Annotated in this window: 13 protein-coding genes and 4 pseudogenes; 6 read left to right on the top strand and 11 right to left on the bottom strand. The window is 58.1% G+C overall.

Features of this window, described 5'->3' with window-relative positions:
* Positions 1 to 166: 166 nt before the first annotated feature.
* Positions 167 to 328: pseudogene (locus tag ACV1FX_RS38390) on the bottom strand (TIGR02391 family protein); the annotation flags it as partial.
* A 659-nt stretch (positions 329 to 987) separates the two neighbouring features.
* Here ACV1FX_RS38390 and ACV1FX_RS38395 point away from each other — a divergent pair.
* Complete coding sequence (locus tag ACV1FX_RS38395; RefSeq protein WP_473122708.1) at positions 988 to 2,316, top strand: hypothetical protein; 1,329 nt, start codon at positions 988 to 990, stop codon at positions 2,314 to 2,316.
* A gap of 462 nt (positions 2,317 to 2,778) precedes the next feature.
* Here the strand turns inward: ACV1FX_RS38395 and ACV1FX_RS38400 are convergent.
* The 5 genes and pseudogenes from ACV1FX_RS38400 to ACV1FX_RS38420 form a co-directional block, all read right to left on the bottom strand.
* Positions 2,779 to 3,131, bottom strand: a pseudogene (locus tag ACV1FX_RS38400) (ferredoxin reductase domain-containing protein); the annotation flags it as partial.
* Positions 3,132 to 3,541: 410 nt separating this feature from the next.
* Positions 3,542 to 4,708 (bottom strand): Wadjet anti-phage system protein JetD domain-containing protein, encoded by a 1,167-nt coding sequence (locus ACV1FX_RS38405; RefSeq protein WP_473122709.1) that lies wholly within the window; start codon positions 4,706 to 4,708, stop codon positions 3,542 to 3,544.
* Between the two features lies 1 nt (position 4,709).
* A complete protein-coding gene (locus ACV1FX_RS38410; protein WP_473122731.1) occupies positions 4,710 to 8,147 on the bottom strand; it encodes an SbcC/MukB-like Walker B domain-containing protein in 3,438 nt (1,145 codons plus the stop codon).
* Positions 8,147 to 8,788, bottom strand: a complete 642-nt coding sequence (locus ACV1FX_RS38415; protein ID WP_254108410.1) for a DUF4194 domain-containing protein — start codon at positions 8,786 to 8,788, stop codon at positions 8,147 to 8,149. The genes ACV1FX_RS38410 and ACV1FX_RS38415 overlap by 1 nt, the downstream gene beginning before the upstream one ends.
* The gene (locus tag ACV1FX_RS38420) at positions 8,778 to 10,295 is read right to left on the bottom strand and encodes a Wadjet anti-phage system protein JetA family protein (RefSeq protein WP_473122710.1); all 1,518 of its coding nucleotides are present in this window, start codon (positions 10,293 to 10,295) and stop codon (positions 8,778 to 8,780) included. Before ACV1FX_RS38420 ends, ACV1FX_RS38415 begins: the two co-directional genes overlap by 11 nt.
* A 1,309-nt stretch (positions 10,296 to 11,604) precedes the next feature.
* On the opposite strand from ACV1FX_RS38420, the pseudogene ACV1FX_RS38425 reads away from it, so the two are divergent.
* Positions 11,605 to 12,369, top strand: a pseudogene (locus tag ACV1FX_RS38425) (radical SAM protein); the annotation flags it as partial.
* A 286-nt stretch (positions 12,370 to 12,655) separates the two neighbouring features.
* Here ACV1FX_RS38425 and ACV1FX_RS38430 read toward each other — a convergent pair.
* The 3 genes and pseudogenes from ACV1FX_RS38430 to ACV1FX_RS38440 form a co-directional block, all read right to left on the bottom strand.
* Positions 12,656 to 13,939: a type II toxin-antitoxin system HipA family toxin gene (locus ACV1FX_RS38430; protein ID WP_473122711.1), complete on the bottom strand. Its 1,284-nt coding sequence runs from the start codon at positions 13,937 to 13,939 to the stop codon at positions 12,656 to 12,658.
* A complete protein-coding gene (locus tag ACV1FX_RS38435) occupies positions 13,936 to 14,220 on the bottom strand; it encodes a helix-turn-helix domain-containing protein (protein WP_473122712.1) in 285 nt (94 codons plus the stop codon). The genes ACV1FX_RS38430 and ACV1FX_RS38435 overlap by 4 nt, the downstream gene beginning before the upstream one ends.
* A gap of 264 nt (positions 14,221 to 14,484) precedes the next feature.
* Positions 14,485 to 14,769, bottom strand: a pseudogene (locus ACV1FX_RS38440) (tyrosine-type recombinase/integrase); the annotation flags it as partial.
* Positions 14,770 to 15,669: 900 nt separating this feature from the next.
* On the opposite strand from ACV1FX_RS38440, the gene ACV1FX_RS38445 reads away from it, so the two are divergent.
* Positions 15,670 to 16,392: a response regulator transcription factor gene (locus ACV1FX_RS38445; protein ID WP_473122713.1), complete on the top strand. Its 723-nt coding sequence runs from the start codon at positions 15,670 to 15,672 to the stop codon at positions 16,390 to 16,392.
* A 388-nt stretch (positions 16,393 to 16,780) separates the two neighbouring features.
* Here ACV1FX_RS38445 and ACV1FX_RS38450 read toward each other — a convergent pair whose 3' ends face one another.
* Positions 16,781 to 17,044 (bottom strand): DUF3551 domain-containing protein, encoded by a 264-nt coding sequence (locus ACV1FX_RS38450; protein WP_473122714.1) that lies wholly within the window; start codon positions 17,042 to 17,044, stop codon positions 16,781 to 16,783.
* Positions 17,045 to 17,543: 499 nt separating this feature from the next.
* On the opposite strand from ACV1FX_RS38450, the gene ACV1FX_RS38455 reads away from it, so the two are divergent.
* Positions 17,544 to 17,750: a cold-shock protein gene (locus ACV1FX_RS38455; RefSeq protein WP_254108422.1), complete on the top strand. Its 207-nt coding sequence runs from the start codon at positions 17,544 to 17,546 to the stop codon at positions 17,748 to 17,750.
* A 224-nt stretch (positions 17,751 to 17,974) separates the two neighbouring features.
* On the opposite strand, the gene ACV1FX_RS38460 is transcribed toward ACV1FX_RS38455, so the two are convergent.
* A complete protein-coding gene (locus tag ACV1FX_RS38460) occupies positions 17,975 to 18,406 on the bottom strand; it encodes an NlpC/P60 family protein (RefSeq protein WP_473122715.1) in 432 nt (143 codons plus the stop codon).
* A 274-nt stretch (positions 18,407 to 18,680) separates the two neighbouring features.
* Here ACV1FX_RS38460 and ACV1FX_RS38465 point away from each other — a divergent pair, with 274 nt between their 5' ends.
* Entirely contained in the window at positions 18,681 to 18,947 is a 267-nt protein-coding gene (locus tag ACV1FX_RS38465; protein ID WP_473122716.1) for a hypothetical protein, read from the top strand.
* Positions 18,948 to 19,577: 630 nt separating this feature from the next.
* Entirely contained in the window at positions 19,578 to 19,832 is a 255-nt protein-coding gene (locus ACV1FX_RS38470; protein ID WP_473122717.1) for a hypothetical protein, read from the top strand.
* The last annotated feature ends 26 nt before the right edge of the window (positions 19,833 to 19,858 follow it).

Below are 19,858 nucleotides of genomic sequence, written 5' to 3' on the forward strand. Positions count from 1 at the left end.
CGATAGTGGAGGTTTGAGCGGCTCGCGGCTGGTCGCAAAGGTGGGCATGCAGCGCCGCTACGCATTCATCCACTTGCGTCCCATGCGACATGTCACGCGATACGCGCTTCCACCCAAATTGCCGCGCGGCACCGGTCCGCGTAGCGGACGCGCCGAGCGGCGTCGCTCAGCGGCCACGGGATCGACCAACTACGATGGCGCGCGCGTCGATAATACGGAGCAAATGATTTGCGAGCATGATGATTTCGGCGGCTTCTTCCGGATCATCCAGTGCAACATTGCGATACGAATGCGGGTTCTTATAAGAACCAATGGCGCCGCTAAAGAGGTGTGCACGTGCGGTCCCGCTCGGCCGGGTCGGCGTTCATGTCGGCGAACGGCCCGTTGTTGGGATCGAAGGCCTTGCGCGTCAGCGAGGGACCGACGTCCCTTGCCGGGCGTTTCGCGGCATACCGCACGGCGACCTCAACCGGCTACATCGCTTCGAACACGGCCGTATCGAATCTTTCCCGGTGATAATGGGCCCAAACGTCTTCTCTGATCGCAAGATGCAAGGACTCCTTGGGCAGCATCCTTGCGCCGAAGGAACGAACAGGGTCGGGCTCTTCTCCCAGCTTCAGCGCGCGACGACTGAGCACCGAAGCGTATTGGGCTCAAGGTATCCGGGATGTCGGATCGGAAGGGCGGCACCTTCCAGCCAGTACCAGGCCTCCCGAATAGCGCGCTTAAGCTCGTCACGCCTGTCGGCAGAATACGCACCGTTTGGTGACTTCGGGTGACCAAGAACGGAATTGATGAAGATGCCAAGCTCAAGCTGGTGTAGATGCGAAGGCCACTTCGAAACAACCTGAAGGACCCTGATTGCCGAGCGGCTGCCGCTCCGGTTCAGCGCTCCCTCCACGTAGGCTGCTCGTCAGCTCTCCGACAGCCGGCCCGAGTAGCATCTAGGCCGCATGCTTACGTGATGGACGAACGTAGGAGACTAAGATGGACCCGAGCAACTTCAATCTATTTGGATTCGACCCAAATGCGTACTACGCCATGGTGGCACAGCAGGAGGAGGGGCAGGCGGAACAACCCGAGCAGGCTGCGCAAGGCAACTTTGAGCAGCACCTCGAAGAGGCTGCCCAGCCGGACGCTCCGGATTATGGAAGGCGGTATACGGCAGCTCCTGGAGACGAGGACCTCATCGAGAGGGCGGATCATGCGGCACGGACGGCACCGAACAGAACCATAAGCGAAGCAACTTTAGTTAACAACAGATCGGGTCTCCGTATGCTATCTGAAAGGCTTCACGACCTTCACGGGTTGTCTCTCTCTCGGCTCGACGACGAGTCGCTGAAGATTTATGCCCAGCAACTGTTCCCGGGTGAAGCCAAGGTCAGGAAGGGGTTGAGCATGCTTCGGCTGTACCGTGGGACTCGTGATACTCGGATGCGGTATGGAGTCACTCCCGGAGACGCCGACCTCATCGAGCGGGCAGGTAATGCGGCTCGCGAGGCGCGCTCGAGCAGCATCATGCAGCAGATCCGCGGGGGGCTTTCGACGAACAGTATACAACACGGTAATACGGGTCTCCGTAAGCTATCTGAAGCGCTTCACACCCGTCACGGGCTGTCTCTCTCCGCGCTCAGCGATGAGACGTTGAAGGATTATGCTAACGACCTGTGTCCGGGTGACCGCTACGTCAAGGGGGGACTGCGCATGCTTAAGAAGTACCGTGAGACTCTTGGAGAGGGTACGTCGGGTGCTGCGGGGGGTAGCGCGAACCAGCCAGTGCATCAGCCTGCCCTGTCGCCAGTGCATGAATCATCCCCGTCGCGGGTCTCAAGTTTCAACCAGGACGAGCTTTGGGAAGCGGCTGATACGGTGCCGCTGCTCGGCGCTTCGCCGGCGGCCAGTTACAATTCGGCGGAGTTTTGGGCGGGGGTGGATCAACGGGGACAGGTGCCGGCCGAGAGTTGGGGCAACACGTCGAGTTTTTGGCGCGGAATGGAGGCACCTTCGCCAGCACCAAGCGTCAATCAGCCCAGCCCATCGTGGGAGCAAGGGGTCGGCGCATCGATTTTTGGGGCTCCATACATGCCTCCCGCGCCGCCGACCGCGCCGGATCTAACAATGTACGTCCCGGGCTGGCAGCACGGCGACCGACGTGCGCCTGTGGAGCTCATGCGGGGCATGCACTACATGGGCGTGTTGCCGAACGAGGACCAGCAGCAGACGAATTTCACCATTGGTGGCGTGCCATACACGGCAACGTTGGGCCCGTCACGCAAGCAAAACGACATTCGGGTCTTCCTAACGCATCGCACGTAATGGCTGTGGCCGCGACCCGTCCGACAGCCGCAACAAGGACTGAGGGAGACCGCTGACTTCGGCCGAGCCACGAGCGTCACCTTGTCGGCTGGGAAGGATCTAGGTGTTTAGTCCCGTGCTTTGGCCGCCGATAGGCTCAAGAGAGGCGGTCGGATGAGATGCCGACCGCCCTGAACATCAAAGGCATTGTTCGCACGACTACTACAAGGACCCGCACTTCGAGGAGGCGTATGATGAGACTTCGAATTCGCGCCGTTGCATCATGCGCGCTAGGGGTTTCCTGATGACCTCTTGGTTGGAAAGCTAGGATGGCAATCGGAAACTTACCAGCTTGTCTGGCCGCGCCCCTCCAATACGAAGGAGGATACTCGAGTGATTGAAATGATCGGGGCAATTGGACCGGCAACCATATCGGAGGCGGGATATTGAAAGGAACGAAATACCGGATCGCGGCTCATGCCTACCGGTGCCGATCAGATAGAGATTGCGCCCATCCTCGAGATCGTCAATGACCAGCGTCCCGCTCGCCTTGCGGCTCACGGTGATCTCGTCCCCTGCTTCAAGTGCTGCAGACGCGAGGTTAAGGGATCGTTCGGCTCCCTGGTCGAGAAGAATTCCAGCCGGTCCTCGTAATGGCGCTGGCGAGGCCGTAGGCACGCAGCAGCGGCTTCATCGACCTTGAGCCCGATCATAGTGAGTTCGCCGCTGCGGAAGCGGAACGATGAATTGCGCGTGGTGGCGAAGCTGAAGAGATTGTCGCTCCAGTGACGGACGCGCAGCTTTGACTTGAGACTGCCCTGATGCAACAACGGCATCGAGATAGTGTGGACGCGAGAGCGACGCTCAATCCTGGCCGAACGATCGCGATCGAATTTGGAACGCGCCGTTCAGGCCGCAATGGCGGCCCCCCTCGGGTGATAAGTTTCGGGAATTGTAATTTCTTTGAAAAGCCCGGCGGAACCTGTTGCTGAGGGGGGAAGCGTCTCCCGCTCAGAGATCAGGAATCCGTAGGCCGCGACGCACAGCGTTGCGTGACGGTGGAATCGGCTTCTCGTGCGGCTGGTGGGAGCTGATGAGCAAGCATCTGTTGGGGGCCGCGCTCGCTACGGGCGGCAAATTCTGCGTCGTCATCGACTGCCCCCCCCAGGCACTCGCGCCTCCGAAGTCTTTCCGAAGACGCCAGATGTCGAGAGAAGCAAACGGCGCCGCGACCTTGTCAAGAAGATCACGATTGGGGCCGCACGGGATCGAGTTCCTCTTGCTCCAACCACTTGGCGTCATCACGTCGAAGATAGGCGATGAGATCCGAAATAGCTGACATGACAGGTCCGGCGGGCAATCTCAGTCTTTCTGTCGGCGCCTTCCCTAACCTATCGGCCAAATCCGCAGACATGAGATGGGGTTTGAGCGCCCTACCGATTGAGGTCTCGATGGTGCGGAAGATCCAAGTGCCATCCGGGTCGATATCCGACCAATGGTAAAACGGAACGTCGATAGGCAGGGTCGTCGCTAGGGTTCTTAGGGCGTCCTGCGTCGCCATTGAAGGGTATCCGCCGACGTAGATGGTGACGCCGGCGCGCTCCGGGTCGGCCTCCCTGACATGACGATTGAAGCTGGCGAAGTTCTCGATGGTCAAAACATACTGGGGCTTTTCTCGAACCCTGAGACGTCGGATCTCGTCCGGTGAAATGCCGAAATACTTCGGCCCTGCGGCCGATAACTCGGCCACGTCAAAATCGAGCCGGCCGGAGATCAGCATTGGGGGAGCGAACTTCTCGAGTCCTAGTGTCCGAAGCGCATCTCTCGGGCGAGCGCCCGGCGGAAGCTCCAATGCTCCGCTCAGAAGCCTGACCACGGGTCCTTCCAGCCTTTCGAGCCGCTTACTTTCCCCTCCGAAGCGACGGGAAAACGTCCGATAGTCTAGGCCTGCATGCTTGCCCTCCAATATGGCCTTCGCCATCACGAAGGCAGGCCTTAGGTGATCCACGTCGTCGAGCGAGAAGCCCTGCCATTCGCGCCCGCGTGACCAAGCCAACCGAAGCCCATCCACCGAGCCTTGAAATTCAATAGGCAGTTCCAGTCCGTCGAGCAGGCGGTTAGCGGCCACCTCCATCAGCTCTCCGACCGGTCTCCGTTCGAGAAGTTCGTAGACCGACGGGGCGTTCTCCAGCCTCACGTGCTTGATCTGCTCGCTTTTGAGTCCACGCCCCCTGGCGATCCGGATCCCTCCGCGTCCTTCCGCGTCGCGGAGCTCCTTGATGAACTTGTCCATCTGGGCAACATCGAGAAACCCGTCATAGTCCGGATAAGCGATCGGGCTTTCGGCCCCGCCTTCAAAACGGTCTAGAAGATCCGACATCAGCAGGCGCGCGTCGGTGAACTGCCTCGGCATCCTATTCTGCAGCCACCTTTTCGAGATCGTCATCGGACATGCGATCGGGGTCCATCGCCTGGAGTTCTCTGCGAGCCCGCTCTTTGAGCTCGGCCACCGTGACCCGAGCGTTTTCGCCAATTCGATCGACTTCGATCACAGTATCGATATGTTCTAGAACGGCGATCCTCTTTTCGTTTGGCGCGGCAATGATGATCTGGAGACCGAGCTTCTTATAAAAGCTCATCATCTGCCGTTGATTCTTTCCATCCATCTTCGAGAACGCCTCGTCGAAAATCGCCATCGACATGCCGGATGGACGTCCCGCTCCGGACTTCCCACTACCGTAGACTGACGCGAGCGACGCTCCGATGGCCACATAGATCGGGACTTGTTGCTCGGCGCCCGACCCGGTTCCCCGGCGCGTCTCCCATCGCGTCGGTCGACCAGTGACGATGTCGGTCATGTGGATCTCGAAAGTGAAGAAGTTGCGGTAGTCCTCGAAGAGACCGAAATCCTTGTCCGGATCTTCGAGCAACGCCTCGATTTCCCGCAGCGTGTCGCGATGAGGAAAGTCGTCCGGGACCTTGTCCCCTTTGAACAGCATGTCGAGCGCCTCTGGCGAGGTCTTGCTGATCTCGACGACCTTCAATATCGGCTGAAATTCGACCAGGCGCGTATGGTGAAACGAATACCGTTCGTTGTGGAACGGATGATCGGCCAGGCCGATATTCATGGCCGAGAGCTCGCGCTCCATCTTGCTGATGCGCGACGTGAGAGCATTGATGAACTCGCCTCGCAACAGCGTCTTCGCCTTATCGGCCGCCTCCGCCGCCTGTCTCTCGTACCGCCGTAGCTCGTTCTCCTCCATTTCCTGAATCAGCGTCTCCATCCACGGTCGCACTTCCTGCAGAGGCTCGCTCTCGGTCCCAACCTGCGACACGACGCCGAATTGGTCGAAATAATCTCCGAGCGCCTGTCGCACGCGACGCTCGATCTTGATCCGGTCATCATCCGCCCCGTTCGCCGCTTTCGACGCTTCGGAGGCGATCGTCCTGTGCCTATCCAGGACGGCTCGCGTCGATAGGTTTTCGAAACGAGACCGATAGGCCGCCCGCCCCGACTGCCGATCGTATAGCTTTCGGTACTGCCCGTACGAAGCCCAGGCTACCCTTGCCCCTAGCTTCGAGCCCGAAGTCCCCTCTCCCGACTCGATGGTGTGCATCGCGATGTCGGCCGCCCTTGTGTGCTTACGATGCGCGTCTTCTTGCGGAGTCCTCTGTCCTGCACGATGCCGCTTCAGTTCCAACTGGGCTTGTCGTTTTTGCTTCAGACCGCCGTCACCGGCGCCGTCCAGCGCAGCGATACGTTGCTCGAATTCTTTCCGCTCTAGTTCCGACTTTTCGTAGTCTGCGACGATGGTTTTGAACGACGGCAGATGGTCGTCGAAGATCCTTCCAAGCTGGACGTACGCCGCATCGGCGAGCTTGGCCGCACCCTCCGACCTTGCGTGCGCATCGGAAAGCTGTTCGGCCTGCTCCTTCAAATCACGAAACGCCTGGGTCTGCGCCGCCTTGCCGATCTTGAAGTCCGAAGGCTCGGCCGCGCGGTGCGTTCGCACCAAACCATCGTCGTAAAGACCGTCCTTCATGATCGCCCGCCCGGGTTCGTTGAATTGGGCGATCGTATCCGCCAGCCGCACCGTCCCGTGCCTTCGGATGATGAACGCAATGGCATCCCGATCGTCGGACTTGAAAAGCGCAGGAAATGTTCCAGCACGCGGACCGGGACCGTTCGGATCGAGCTTGTTCAAGCTCACCAAAGAAGCACGCCGGAATTCACGGCGGCCCTCTTTGAAGATGGCCGTGGCGCGAGCGATATCGGACCGATCGACGAAGACGGCCTCCCGGTCTCGGCCCAAGAGGCCCTCTGCCGCTGCCGTCCAGGCGACGTCCGATAGCTCGATGAGGTTACACAGCACGCGGGGCGACATCCCTGCTTGCCGCAACTTGAGACATAAGCGCTCCGTGTCTTCGTGCAGATAAATCGAACTTCCGCCGCTCGCATGCTGTCGAAGCCGCTCCTCGAGCAACAGTGCCCGGCCCTTTTCGTCCTCGGCCTTCCGGATCAGATCGCGGCGCGCTTGGTCGACCTTCATTACCAACGCTCGGTCCGAGGCAATCAGTCGAATTTCCGCATCCAGCAAACCACCGGTCGGCCGCTCGATCGACGCGCCGACCGCGGCCCGCGTCAGCCCGGAGATCAGCGGGATGAACTCGTCGAAGCCAAAATCCCTCATAGCGACCAGCGCCTGCAGAGAACGGACGGAAGCCAACCTTCGCTCGAATTCGATGCTTGCACGGTGCCCCGCCTGCAAGGCGGAAGTCAGCGATTGAGAGAGCGCGCTGCGTCCGCTCTTTGCGTCGTGCTCGGAGATCGCAATGTCCAATCTTCTGATTTCGGCCTCGATCGCTCTCAAGTCGTCATCGATGAAATCCATCTCGGCCTTGGCCGCATCGCGCTTCGCCGCCTCCTCCGTGAACTTCGCGACTTCCGCGAGGTAGGCCGTACGTGCGCCGAACCAATTGGCACGTTTCGATATCCACTGTTCCAGAGCCTTGCGCTCATGGGAGTCGGCAAGTTCCGCTAGAATGGCTTTCAGCGCCACCAGCGCCTCCAGCTTCTCTCGCATCGTCCGGATCGTATCGTTGATATTCCGGTAGGTTCGGATCGACTCCCGGAGCTCTCCCACCTTCATATTGTTCTTTTCGAGAATGTAATTGCGCACGAATTCGGTGGCGGTCTGATCGTGATCCAGCGTCATTGCGTTCACGACGGCCTTTTGAAGCGAGTTTGCGTTCTGCTCTCCGACGACGGAAGCATGCGGAACCAGCTTGCGCATATACTCTCGGACGTAATCGATCGCCTTGTCCCGGTGATTGACGAAATTGTCTTGTCCGACGGCCGAGACGATCCGGTTGCGAACGTCGTCCCATTCTGCCGCAAATCGCTTGCCTTCCCTCATCTCGATGAAGTCCGCGGCCTTCAATATCTTGCCGGTGACGACGAAGCGGCCGAGGACGGTTTCGTTGGTCTCCGACCGGCGGGCCTCTATCGCCATTCCGATCGTGACCGGAGACCGCTTGCCTTCGGTGTCTACGAACCCGAGACAAATGTAGGTGCGAGCCTGCTCTCTCTTGCGCTCATCCTCCCCCAAGGCGCCAAGGCAATAGTCCACGATGGTTCGCTTGGATGCGCTACGGCTTTTTCCCTTGTCGCCGGCGACCGCATTGAGTCGCTGAACGTTCTTGTTACCGCCGGTCAACACGACCTGGGCCATGTCGAGTATGGTCGACTTGCCCGACCTGTTCTCACCGAAAACACCCACATGGCCGGTCAGATCGAAATCTTCGACGTCGAAGAGGTGCCAATTGACCATGGACACATGACGCAACTCCATCACGATTCGTCTCCATCGACCATCTGGGGCACGCCCACCTCCTGAGATCGGACGTAGCGTTCGATCCGCTGCAGGGCGTCCGAACCGCTGATCAGCTTGATCATCGGACGGATCGCAACTTCGAAGTCCTGCGCCTCGCTGTCGAAATCTCCGACATCGACGAGGCTCCTTTGAGACGCTTCCTTCAAGATCTCCCGAAAACGACCGAGGGAGATCGCGCCCGATCCGTTCGGTTGGACCATGTCCTTGTAGCGGTCGAACAGGGCGTTCACCGTCGTGACGACTATGGCGCGGTCTTCGACAGCGCCGACGTTGACTTCGTCCTGCCAGTGCGCGGCCAGCACCAGGACGACGATGGTCTCGTCGAGTTTCATGCGTGGCAATGGCACGTCTTCGCCGACAGCGACGATCCCGGCCCACTGGGCCTCGGTGTCCCGGTGCACCCGGTAACCGCAACTGTCGAAGAATTCATCGATGACCGACCGAAAGCGGCCGTCCATGATCACATTGTAGATCGTACCGGTTCGCGGATCGCCGGCGAAGAGAAACTGCCGCCTCAACAGGAAATGCACTGCCTTCCTGAGGTCGGCAGCTTTTTCCGCACCCAAGCTGCGCTCGATCGCCTCGAATTCACTGAGCATGGCGGCGCCTCGCACGGGCATGGCGCCGGACAATGAAATTGGAGCACCGCAGCCATTCGCTATCATGAGGGGGCGAGTCCGGCGCAAACTCCAATTCGAAATGAAGGCCAACCTCCGGCGGAATTTCGTTGGTCAAGGCAAACCTACGAGCGGCATCGAAGGCGAGGAAATCGTCGACTGTCTCGAGTGCCATAAATCGTGCTTCTCTCGTCCCCGCGACGGGCACCTGGGCTTCGAGGAAGCGTTGAACCTCCTTGGGGCCGGGTGCAATTCTCTCGATGTATCGCCTGCGCAATCTCTTCCGGAGTTCGTAGAGGGGATCGTCGGGCCAATCGACCAAGGGCTTGAGTTCGATAGGTTTGCGCGGCTCGCGGCTCGGTGCATGGTGGAATTCCGACCACGGCGAACGAAGCGGCTCGAGACTCCATTCGACGGTGGCGTTCGCGTGCCGCCCTCGCGCGATGAGCCCGTCGAGTCGGCGCACCAGATCCCCTGCCCGTCCTACCAGGCCGTGGGTGCCGCGCTCGGCGTATTTGATTGTGTTACGGACGCGTGCCTCAAGTTGGCGCCGGAAGGCCTCGATCCGTTCGAACATTTCGCCGATATGACCGAAGGTGCTTTCGATCGCGAGTAGATCGCCCTCGACGTCTAGGTACGCCTCCGACATCGATGGCGAAACGCCTGCGGTGACGTACTCCTCCGAAAGCACCTGCATGGTCGCGGGCGTATAAGCAATCCGCCTCGCGAGATCGACGATGGTGTCCCTGAACCGGTAAGGATGATTGAACGTCAATATCGACTCAAAATCCCTCAGCAGAAGCTGCTCTACGAATTCCTCGAAGAAGGCCTCGAGCCGATCGCCGACCGTCTTGGATTCCATGACGGTACGGCGGATGCGTTTCAGGTCCGACAGGATGGCGCGTAGGCTCTTGGTGAATTGGTCGACCTGGTTGCGTGCCTCCCGCAGCGCCAGCGCGACCTGCCGTTGCTTCCTGTCGACGACCGTTGGATTGAGCTTCTCCACGGCCTCGAGGTTCACGCGGACGGTAACGATGAGGCCGCCGAACCTCTGAGAGACGTCCTTGTTCAGGCTGGCCAGACGTTGGATCACCAAAAGTGGTCCCATCGACATGTCGACGGTAACGCGTAGGCCGTACTCCTCCTCTTCGAGCCAGCCCCAAGCGATCAGCCGCTGATAGAGTTGGCGAGCGATGATCAGAGCCCGGTCCGCCGTCTCGGTCTTGCTCGCCGCGGCGCGCTTGATCCGTCTGCGCCCTGCGGACACGACCTCGGGCAGAGGCTCGCCGAAGTCGTCGCTCTCGTTCCAAAGCGACGGATTGGCCCGCATCACGTCGTAAATTGCGTGCGTGACCTCTTGGGGGGTGGGAAAGGCCGGCGCGCCGGTGAAGAAGCGGTCGTGTAAGTCCAACAAGACGAGAGAGTAAAGATGCTTGTGATCTCGCGAAAATGCTAGAAATACATCGTCACTGAGGTGTCGAAACAGCAAAATGGCCCCCTGCCGGCAATCGCCCCGAACTACCGGGACGCACCGATATCGTTCCCTTTCCGTTCATGTTACCGGGACAAGCTGCGGTTGTCCATCCGCCGAAGGACCTTGGATCCCTAACCGCGCTTTCAGTCGCCCTGTCCCGATGGTTGGGAACACCCGAGTTCGTGTTGTAGCCTCGTGCCAGGACGAAACGCGAATGGCTGCGACGCGCACGCTCTGTTTTCCGCTCGGAGGAGCTACGCGAGGCAATAATTCGGCAATCAGAAGCCTCGTGCGCTACGTAGTGCGCAGGCGCAGTCAGCCTCTGACACGGTACACTCATGCCATAGTGAACTGTTAGGCAGCTATCAAGTCACGCCAAAATCGAACAAGGAAGTAAGAAGTCTGCCACGCAGCCGTCTTTTGGCGCGGCGGATCGTCGGATTTACGACGAGGCATCTCTGAGCTGCAGAGACGAGATCCACTCCAAACCTCCGATTTACGAGTCCAGCTAGCTGGCACGGTTGTTGCCAACCGTTGAATGTCAAACTAACCGGACAAAACAATGTTGCGATTATCCGCGGTCATGCTGCTCGCGCTCCTGCTTCTCCAACCAACGTTTGGCGAGCAAACCAACCCTCTTATGCCACGCAACCTCGGTGGCACGCCAATGACTAAGTTTGCTGGAAACTGGTCTAATGAGGATCGGAGCACCGGCATCATTACACACATATTTGTCGACCAGCAGTTCGACAAAGCCCTTGTTCATGCGTGGAGCAGATGTCGTCCTACCGACTGCGATTTGGGTATTGCGCGGACGCCGAGTTTCGAGGCCTACTATGGAAGCCTAGAAGTTAAATGGCACTCTAGGTCCTCAGTGATACGCGCAAACTTGGCGCTCGTAAGAGGTGATCGATTGCAAGTAAGAGCGAAAGTTCACTTCACCGACGACTCCGGCAGATCGGATTATACTTTCGTTGACTACTTTATCCGAGTACCCGAGGAGGCCTACCACAAGAGTACAAACTCGCCAGCCACCATCCTCAACACCGCATGTTCATTGTTTGGATCAAAAAGAGCGGCGGATATGTCCTTGCTCCCGAATAAGTTATGTCCCTCTGTTTGAAGAGGCTTGCTCGCTTTCGTGTCTGCTCAGGATTGTTCACGAAGAGACTTCGCGGGTTAGACGCTGGCGAGCACTCTTGCAGCCAAGCAGCCAGAAGAGAGCTCTTGGCAGCACTTGGAAGACGATTTTTTACGTCACCGCTGGTGTTGATTCTACAGCGATCGCGAACATGGCCCTGCTCCAGGCAAGGGACAGCAACCATTGCAGTCTTCGATCCTAAAAAAATATTGCGATGCTCGGTCGCCTTGGTACATCTATCCAACGGTATCACAGTTCTCCGCTGAGGTCGGTGCCAAGGCCTGTGAGAAATGGCTGAGGCGCCTGCCGTCCCACGAGCCTGTATCGCTCTATTTACACGTTCCGTTCTGCCGATCGATTTGCCGGTATTGTGGTTTTCCAACCGCCATGACCCAGCAGGATGGGCCGATCCTCGATTATTGGCGGTGCTGCGCGAAGAGATTCGTTTGGTCGCGGAGCAAGTGCCTAAAGAGCTACCTGTGAAGGACGTACGTTTCGGCGGCGGGACGCCGACCCTCATCGAGCCAGCGGAGCTCCTGGATTTGATGGAGCTTTTGCGTCTGCACTTCGCATCGGCAACTATCGCCATCGAGATTGATCCACGCGCATTCACGGCAGAGATGGCCGAAGCCTTAGGTTCCGCCGGAGTGAGCCGCGCGAGCCTAGGCGTGCAGAGCTTTGACCCTATTGTTCAAGATGCCATCAACCGGGTTCAGACTGAGGCGCAGACAGCGGCTGCAGTCGAAAATCTGCGCGAGCATGAAATAAGGCCGTATCAACTTCGATCTCCTCTACGGCCTTCCAAGACAGACGGTGCAGTCATGCGTACGGACTGCGGCACTGGCCGCGGCAATGCGCCCCGACCGGCTTGCGGTTTTCGGCTACGCGCACATTCCTTCGTTCAGGAAGAATCAGTGCCTCATCGACGAGGCGGAATTACCTGATAACGGTACCGGACTGCAGCATCATCAAGCTTTATTCCGACGACGAACAGTATTGGTGGCGGTACCACGGCGCGACGTGTCAATGCCCCCCGCGAGGTTTCGAAAGACGTCGCCAAGCCCTTTGCCTTCCCCACGATCATCACAAGGATCATCGCATTCCGGCGATCCAGGCGCCGGTGAGCCGATGGCAATTATGGCTCGATGATCGCGGTGTTGATCTCGATGGATGATCCCGGCGGGAATATTGCCTTGGCCAAGCGCGGCCCAAGGCACCCGACGGGAGGGTGCGTTTACGTCCCCTTCAGAAGGCGTTCGCAACCCCTTGCTCGCGCGCTTAATGAATTCGCCAATCGCTCTGTGACGGCGTTGCCCAATCCCTCTTGTTGCGCGCGCGCGCGGATCTCGGTCACTAGATCCGGAATCTGCTCGGCCATGGCGACTAGGTTAGCAATGAGTTCGTCCGCATCAACGCGCGTTTCCCGCGCGAACTTTTGCCATTGGCGCAAGCCGATCTGGCTAAGCTTGTACTCACCGCCAACTTTCATCGCGAGCTTGATCTTCAGCAAGTCAACATCGTCGTAGGGAAGAATGCTAGCCACGTCGTAAAGAGGTGCAAGCCGAACATGAGGGCCGCCGGCCAGGAGCAATGAGTAGTTCTTGGCGTGTGCGTCGGAGCCTCCTATGAGCCAATTGAAGCCGAGAGCGGCAATAAATATTTCAAGATCCTCCTTACGGTCCGTCGAGTAAGTGCGCAGGAGTTCAATCACATCTGCCGGCGTTGGTCCGCCCTCGTTTTGATATTTCTTGGTCGGGAGGATGCTCATGGCCTGGCAGATATCCTCTTGATGGACCCGGATGATGTCGTTTCCGCTTGGTTGGCGGTCATAGCGCTCGACCACGATCGCGACTTCGTTTTCGAACCACATTACCTTCGTGTCCGCGACTGGCAGGCCAAGGTTGCGTGCGAGCAGCAAGCAGACATGCTCGTTCTCGGCGTGACCATCGAAGTGGCCGGTCGGCGGTTTGAGAATATGCGTGGTCGGAATGCGCCCGGACGGAATGCCCCATCGACCTTCTTTCAAAAGAAGAGCCGTTTTAGGTTGGGCGCCGGCAAGACTGAATTGACCGGTATCGCGCGGCAGACGCCAAGCGGCGTGATCCTCGTGCAAGGCTTGGAGCCGCTTTGCCATTTCCGACTCGTCCAACCATTCAATCTTGTCGTCTTTGCCGGTCTTTAGAGTTTCCAGCCGATCAGGCGTGACGAACTGGACGGCTCCGGCGCAATCCTCGGCTACATTAGAGATGAGACCAAAGACATTGCGAGCCGACACCTGAAATTTTTTCGCCCAACGATCGAGGACGCGCTCATTGTCCGGCAGAAGCCCCCAGAGGAAGGCCTGCACAGCGGCAGGTCCGTGCTCTTGTGCGGCAAGAGGCATGGAGAGCGAGAGAGGGTAAGCTCCCTCTGATCCGCGCCAGTCGTTGTCATAGAGAAACGTCAGGCGGCCGCGGGCATCGTTGCGCACGCGGCCAACTTCATTGCCGTCCAACAACGCGACAAGTTCGCTCGTCATGCTTTACTCTTTTTGGCTTTTGTGACGATCGCATCGATATCAACCGCGGGGCGTGATGCGCGGCTGGTGGGAATACCATTGTTTGCGTCCAGAGGGATGCCGAGGGCATCGAGGGCGCGAAGGACCAGCGCCAACTCAGCGCGCGGATGGCCGTGCTCGATATCGATCACCCATTGACGGCTAACGCCGATCCGCTTGGCCAGTGCCGACTGGTCGAGCTTGAGACGTTTGCGTTTGTCGCGAATAACGGCGCCGAGGTCGGCAGGGGTTCGTATGAGCATGGGGGGCAGCCAAAATGTCAGCGTTCGCTTACATTATCATATGTCGCCGTTCGCTGACAAATAAAAATGTCAGCGATCGTCAACATTTCTGATTGTCATCGATCGTCGACATTCCGCTTTATCTAAAATAGAAGCACAATCAGTCACTTATAACTTCATCAATCTAACCAGAGCCCGCTCAGCTGCGACCGGTTCTCGTGGTTAAAGAAGAGGTGACCTGAGAGTCATGGCGTTGCTGTATTTGCCGCTATCAATCTCAATGGGCTATGCTGCCAAATTGGCCAGGACGTCAGCTTTGTCCAAGCTGGCTCTGAGCGCTCGATCTGGTACGTGGGTACAAATCTCGGTTGTTGAGATGCTAGAATGCCCAAGCAATTTTTGAAAGAACCGCATATCCACACCGCGCTCGATCAATAGAGTAATCCCGATGCCGCGAAATACGTCCGTTGGCATGTCGGCTTTCCATAGCTGGTGCCCAGGGCGCATGCGTTTCTCAATTGCACACACGATTTGATCGGTAATTTTCTGATAGACGTCGGATTTCATTGGGCTGCCCTTTTTGCCGGTTGCGCGTGCAACCGGACTGGGCTAGCGCCAATGAGCGGGGGGGCGGCCGTCGCAGCCCGGAAAGCCGGAGCGCAGCGATTACACGGCCCGCCGTTTCCCACCCCATGGCTTCATGGGGCCTGGGCTTGACGGCCTGGGGGGCCGCAGGCCCCTAACTCCTCATCAAACGAAGTCTACGAGAACACGGAGCCAAACTTGGCCCAGCGTAAAGTCTCTAGCGCAAGCCGCATGCCCTCATTACCCACTGCTGCGATCGCTACGCGTTTCTTCCCGCCGGCTCTGAGAGACCGTAGTCCCATTTGCGATAAAAAGGTCCAAAGCCAGAAACGTGATCGCACGGGGAACGTTTCGAATTGCTCCAGGCTTCTCGATTGGCAAGCATTCAGTACTGCCGATCCAAAGTGGTGACTTACTATCGATGATGCTCACATTGAGCCTGCGCAGCTTCACAGACGGCAAGCTGATCGGCGACGTGACAATCAACGTTATAGCGCTTGGCCACTGCGCACGCTGATCTCCCTGATGGGGACTGCCGCGAGCCTGGCGCAACCGAGACCGACTGTCTACTACTGGCTGCGGTCGTCCATTCCGTTCGAGCCGACGACGTCCGGTAGAGCAGTCAAGCGCTCGCGATTGTCCAGGCGTTTGGCACGTATTCTCAAATTGGACTGGCTCTTCCTTGCTTTCTGATAAATCATTCTTGCAGACATGCTTCACGATCATCTCAGTGCGCATTCCAGCAGGAGACTCGAAAATTCAAGAAGCGTGAATTACATCGCAGCATTGTCACGCCGCTAGATTAGGATGATTGCATTAATTGCAAAGATGGAACCGATGCATCGGTTCCCGTTACGAATGAATTGGACGAGGAGACAATCGATCATGAGTACGAGCCCGGCAACGATTTATGTGGTTGATGATGATGAGCAGATCAGGAGCTCTCTTGAAACTTTATGCCAGGATGCTGGGCTTCGAGTGAGGTTGTTTTCCTCGATTGACGAATTAGCGATAGAGGACTTCTTTCATGGCCCGTCTTGTCTGGTGCTGGACGTTCGCTTTCCCGGTACATCTCCGACGGGCTTAGACCTGCAGCGCACCCTCGCCGAGTCAGGGCTCTCGATTCCTATCGTCTTTATCAGCGCCGTTTCGGATGTTCGGATCTCGGTGGAAGCGATGAAACGTGGCGCGGTGGATTTCCTGCCCAAGCCGTTCCGCGAGCAGGAATTTCTCGATGCGGTGCGGGTTGGCATCGAGTTCGACCGAAAGCGACTTGAGCGCGAACACGTTGTGCGCGAAGCGCGGCGACGCGTCGAGGGGCTCACGGCACGGGAGCGCGACATCTTACCATTGGTTGCGGACGGATTGCTCGCCAAGCAGATCGCGGTCAGGCTGAACGTCAGCGAGGTGACGGTGAAGGTTAATCGTGCGCGGATGATGAGAAAACTGGACCTGCGTTCACCCGTCGAGGTGGTTAGGCTGGTCGACAGCATGAGGACAGACGTTCCAACGGAACGTCCAAGCATCCTCAAATCAAACGTAATTCACCTCAATACGCGATCGAAAGCGGCAAATCTCGACAGCAGCTCCGCATTCACTCTGCGATGATCGACCAGGCTCTTTCGGACGACGCATGCATGCCTAAAGTACCGGCTCTGCGCCGCCACTATGCATGAAAGGAGCTCGAGAGATGCACCTAGTCGGTTACGTGCACGCCGCGCCGCTGCACGCCTTTCAGGAACCGGCGGAAGTTGCCGTCCCCTGGGGCACTCCTGGGCCAAGCGAACGCAGATTTGGCGGGGGGAGTGTGAGAGCACCCCTTAGGCCAAAGATCGCATCCGACAGGGACCGCAGCCAACGATTGGCCTCAAAATCAAGGCGGCAAAGTTGGCGCGGCATGCGCCAACTTTGGTTCGTTGCTGCGTCTCGAATAGGCATGTCTAATTTTGCGAGACTTACGCCAAGCACGCTCACCTCGCATCGGCGGCGATTTCAATCAGCGCTGCAGCCGTCCATGTCGCTCGAACGCGTAGATCGGATTGATGCCGCAATAGGCGTTTGTACCGGATGCGCTGGTCATACACTGGCCATAGGTCGAGAACTGGCAATTGCCCGGATAGCCCCAAATACGTCCCTGAAGGCAATAGAGGTCCTGCGGAGCGGGGGGCATGCGGCTCCCATCCCGTGGAGCGGCGGTGGAACGCGGTCCAGGACCGACGATGAAGGAAAGCGCTAGCGCAAGAATGCAAAGGTAACGCATGAGAGTCTAGCCTCCGCTGAGTCTTGCCGAGGATAGCGGATCCGCACGGCATGGTTTGATCTCTGTCAACGGCAAATTGCCCGCCGCGGTCGCTGCCAGGACACTGTCCGAGAAGAGGTCACAATCGCACACGAAAGCTTTCGTTGGCGTTCGCTGGCCACGGTATCTGCTCTTCGATGAGGAGCGCGCACTATTCCTGCTGTTTTGGTGACGAAAGTGCATTTTTGCAGCGTCGTACGAGCCTTCGCGCTGCGGACCGGCGAAGCTCGGGTATGGACAGGACGGCCAGCAATGCCGAATTGGCTTCGGTGGTCGAACCGTCGGTCAACAAGGCTCGATCCCGCGACTTGTCTGATCGGTCACGCCCACGTGCTCAAACAGGGCGGATGTCCCTCTCTATCGGAGCTGCGGGAGCATCGGAATGTCTTGGCACTCGTCACACTTGATGTCGGCCTCGGCCCTCGTCTAAATTGAGTGACTTCAATATGGAGATACAGCAGTGGCAATCGGTACTGTGAAGTGGTTCAACCCGACCAAGGGATATGGGTTTATCAAACCGGAAGATGGGGGGCCTGACATCTTCGTGCACGTTAGTGCCGTTGAAAAGGCTGGCCACACTGGTCTGGCGGAGGGCTCCCGAATTAGCTACGAGCCTAAGACCGGTCGTTCTGGGAAACTTTCCGCTGAAAATCTCCGCGTTGGATAGGATCTTCGAAAGGACTTCGTAGACCGAATTGATCCGCGGTGTGTGGCTCTCGATCATCGCAAGGAAATAGCTCTCGCGCGGTGCCCTGAGGCCGAGCCCTTTCTAGGAACGTAATTGTGACATCGATTTAAACCTTCCGGCGGTTCTGTCTTTGCAGTCAAGTTTGCGCCGCAAGTCTCAGCCGGAAGGCGAGCGGGGCTTCAACTTGCTTTTGCCACGCAAGTTTAGCGATCGGACGTGGAGCGTAACGCTCGTTTCGCTCCAACGAGCACCCGGTACTCCGGACGTTGCCCGAACTGCGCAAGGCGCCATACAGCGGCCACGCCAACACTGCGGCTTAGATGGATCGCCCGGTCATTGCCAACGTAGACGGCGACATGAGCTCCCCAGGCGCTTTGGCTCTTGTTGAAGAGTAGGAGGTCTAGCGGACGGTATTCGTCGACGGAGATCGTATATGCCGTATCCTCCCAAAGATTACTTGATCGCAGCTTGGGAACGTGTCGCCCGAAGTGCCGCAGCAGTTCGTAGGCGAAGTTCTGGCAGTTTGCCCCGCTTTCAATGTCTGGCAGAGTCGGCGAATTCGGATCATGGGCGGTGTCGTAGCGTATCCGCCAAAATCGTTCGGGAATATCAGGAACAATATCGATGGTGCACATGCTCGTTGGCGCCTCAATGAAAAAAGGAGATTCCGCTGCGTGACATTCAATCGACGATTGGCCCTGACTATTCGCTGATCCGCCGCTGCGCGATCCGAGAGCTGACCTTCAGGGTGAGAAACGTTCCTCACTCGATAACGATAATTTGGAATCCATTGCTATGGAACAACGACGCCTGCGAATTTGCACATTCAAATTTGGCATTTGTGATGCGAAAGATTGGATGCTCGGGAATGTAGATGCTACAAATTACCTGACGCAAGGATCGCTTCGAATGGCAGAACCGGTACGGCCCGTGCCGTCACGAGCGACAGGCGATCCTCTGGAGCGAGCAAAGCTGCTGGCCGAGAAGCTGGCGACGGTGCTTATGGATGAAGATGTTTCCGACGCAACCTTGGCAATTGCATTTCTGACGGGCGGCGTCGTCAATCACCACGCCCGCGATGCCGCCGCGGCTTATGAGCTGTTGGATAAGATCCGCCAGCTTGAAGATCGGCTGCTGGCAAGGACGATGGAGGCTGGTCCGCGTACGCTGCAATGATGTTTGTTCGATGCGCGCGGCAATCTAGCGGGGCACTTCACGAGCATAGGTGAGGCGCATCCTCACCCATGCGCAAGCCGCGGCGGCGTTATTGATTCACGCTAGCTGAATGAAATCGGAATGCGCTTAACTATCGCAGAAAGAAACAGTCCGCTAGCGAATCAAGCGGTATATATAACCAGCAGACCCGCATGTGTTTGGTGTTTTATGAACGAGGATTTCTATCGGGCTCGGGCCTCCTTGGTCCGCGACATCGCTGAGCAAGCTGATCCGTTTACCAAGCAACGTCTCTTGAAGCTTGCCGATCAATATGAAGTCAGGGCAGGCAACCCGACACGCGCTTCACACTCCATAGCGCGACCCATTCCGCTTCCGCCTACGCAGCCACGTGGTAATGCGTGACCGGCTATTCACGACTGACGAGCGACGCATCAAGACGCGCATCGAGCCCGACACTATCTCAGTCATGGGAAAGGTTGACGCTCGCTGGGTCGGAATTCAAAAGCAAGAACTGAATGAAGCCCAGACTTCCGCCGCCCTAGGCAGATTTGCGCTTGCTTGCCGACTGCTTTTTGGACACCGCTGCCTTCTTCGGCTTCTTAGGCGCGACCGCCCCTCCTGTATCCGAACATGGCGGAGATTTACCGCCAACGGATCGCTGCGCTCAATGAGAGCCTGCACAGCGAGGACGACAAGGCCGAGGCGGCTGAAGTGTTCCGAACGCTGGTCGATCAGGTGACGCTTGTGCCTGACGAGGCCGAGCTGGCGATCGTGCTGCGCGGCGACCTGGCCGCGATCCTCCGGTTCGCTGCGAACAAGAAAAACCCCGACGTCCTTTCGGAAGCCTGGGTTTTGAGCGTCTTGCTTTCGCAAGAGAATCGTTAGTTGCGGGTAGCACAACCACCGATACC

It is taken from the genome of Bradyrhizobium ingae, assembly GCF_055791185.1.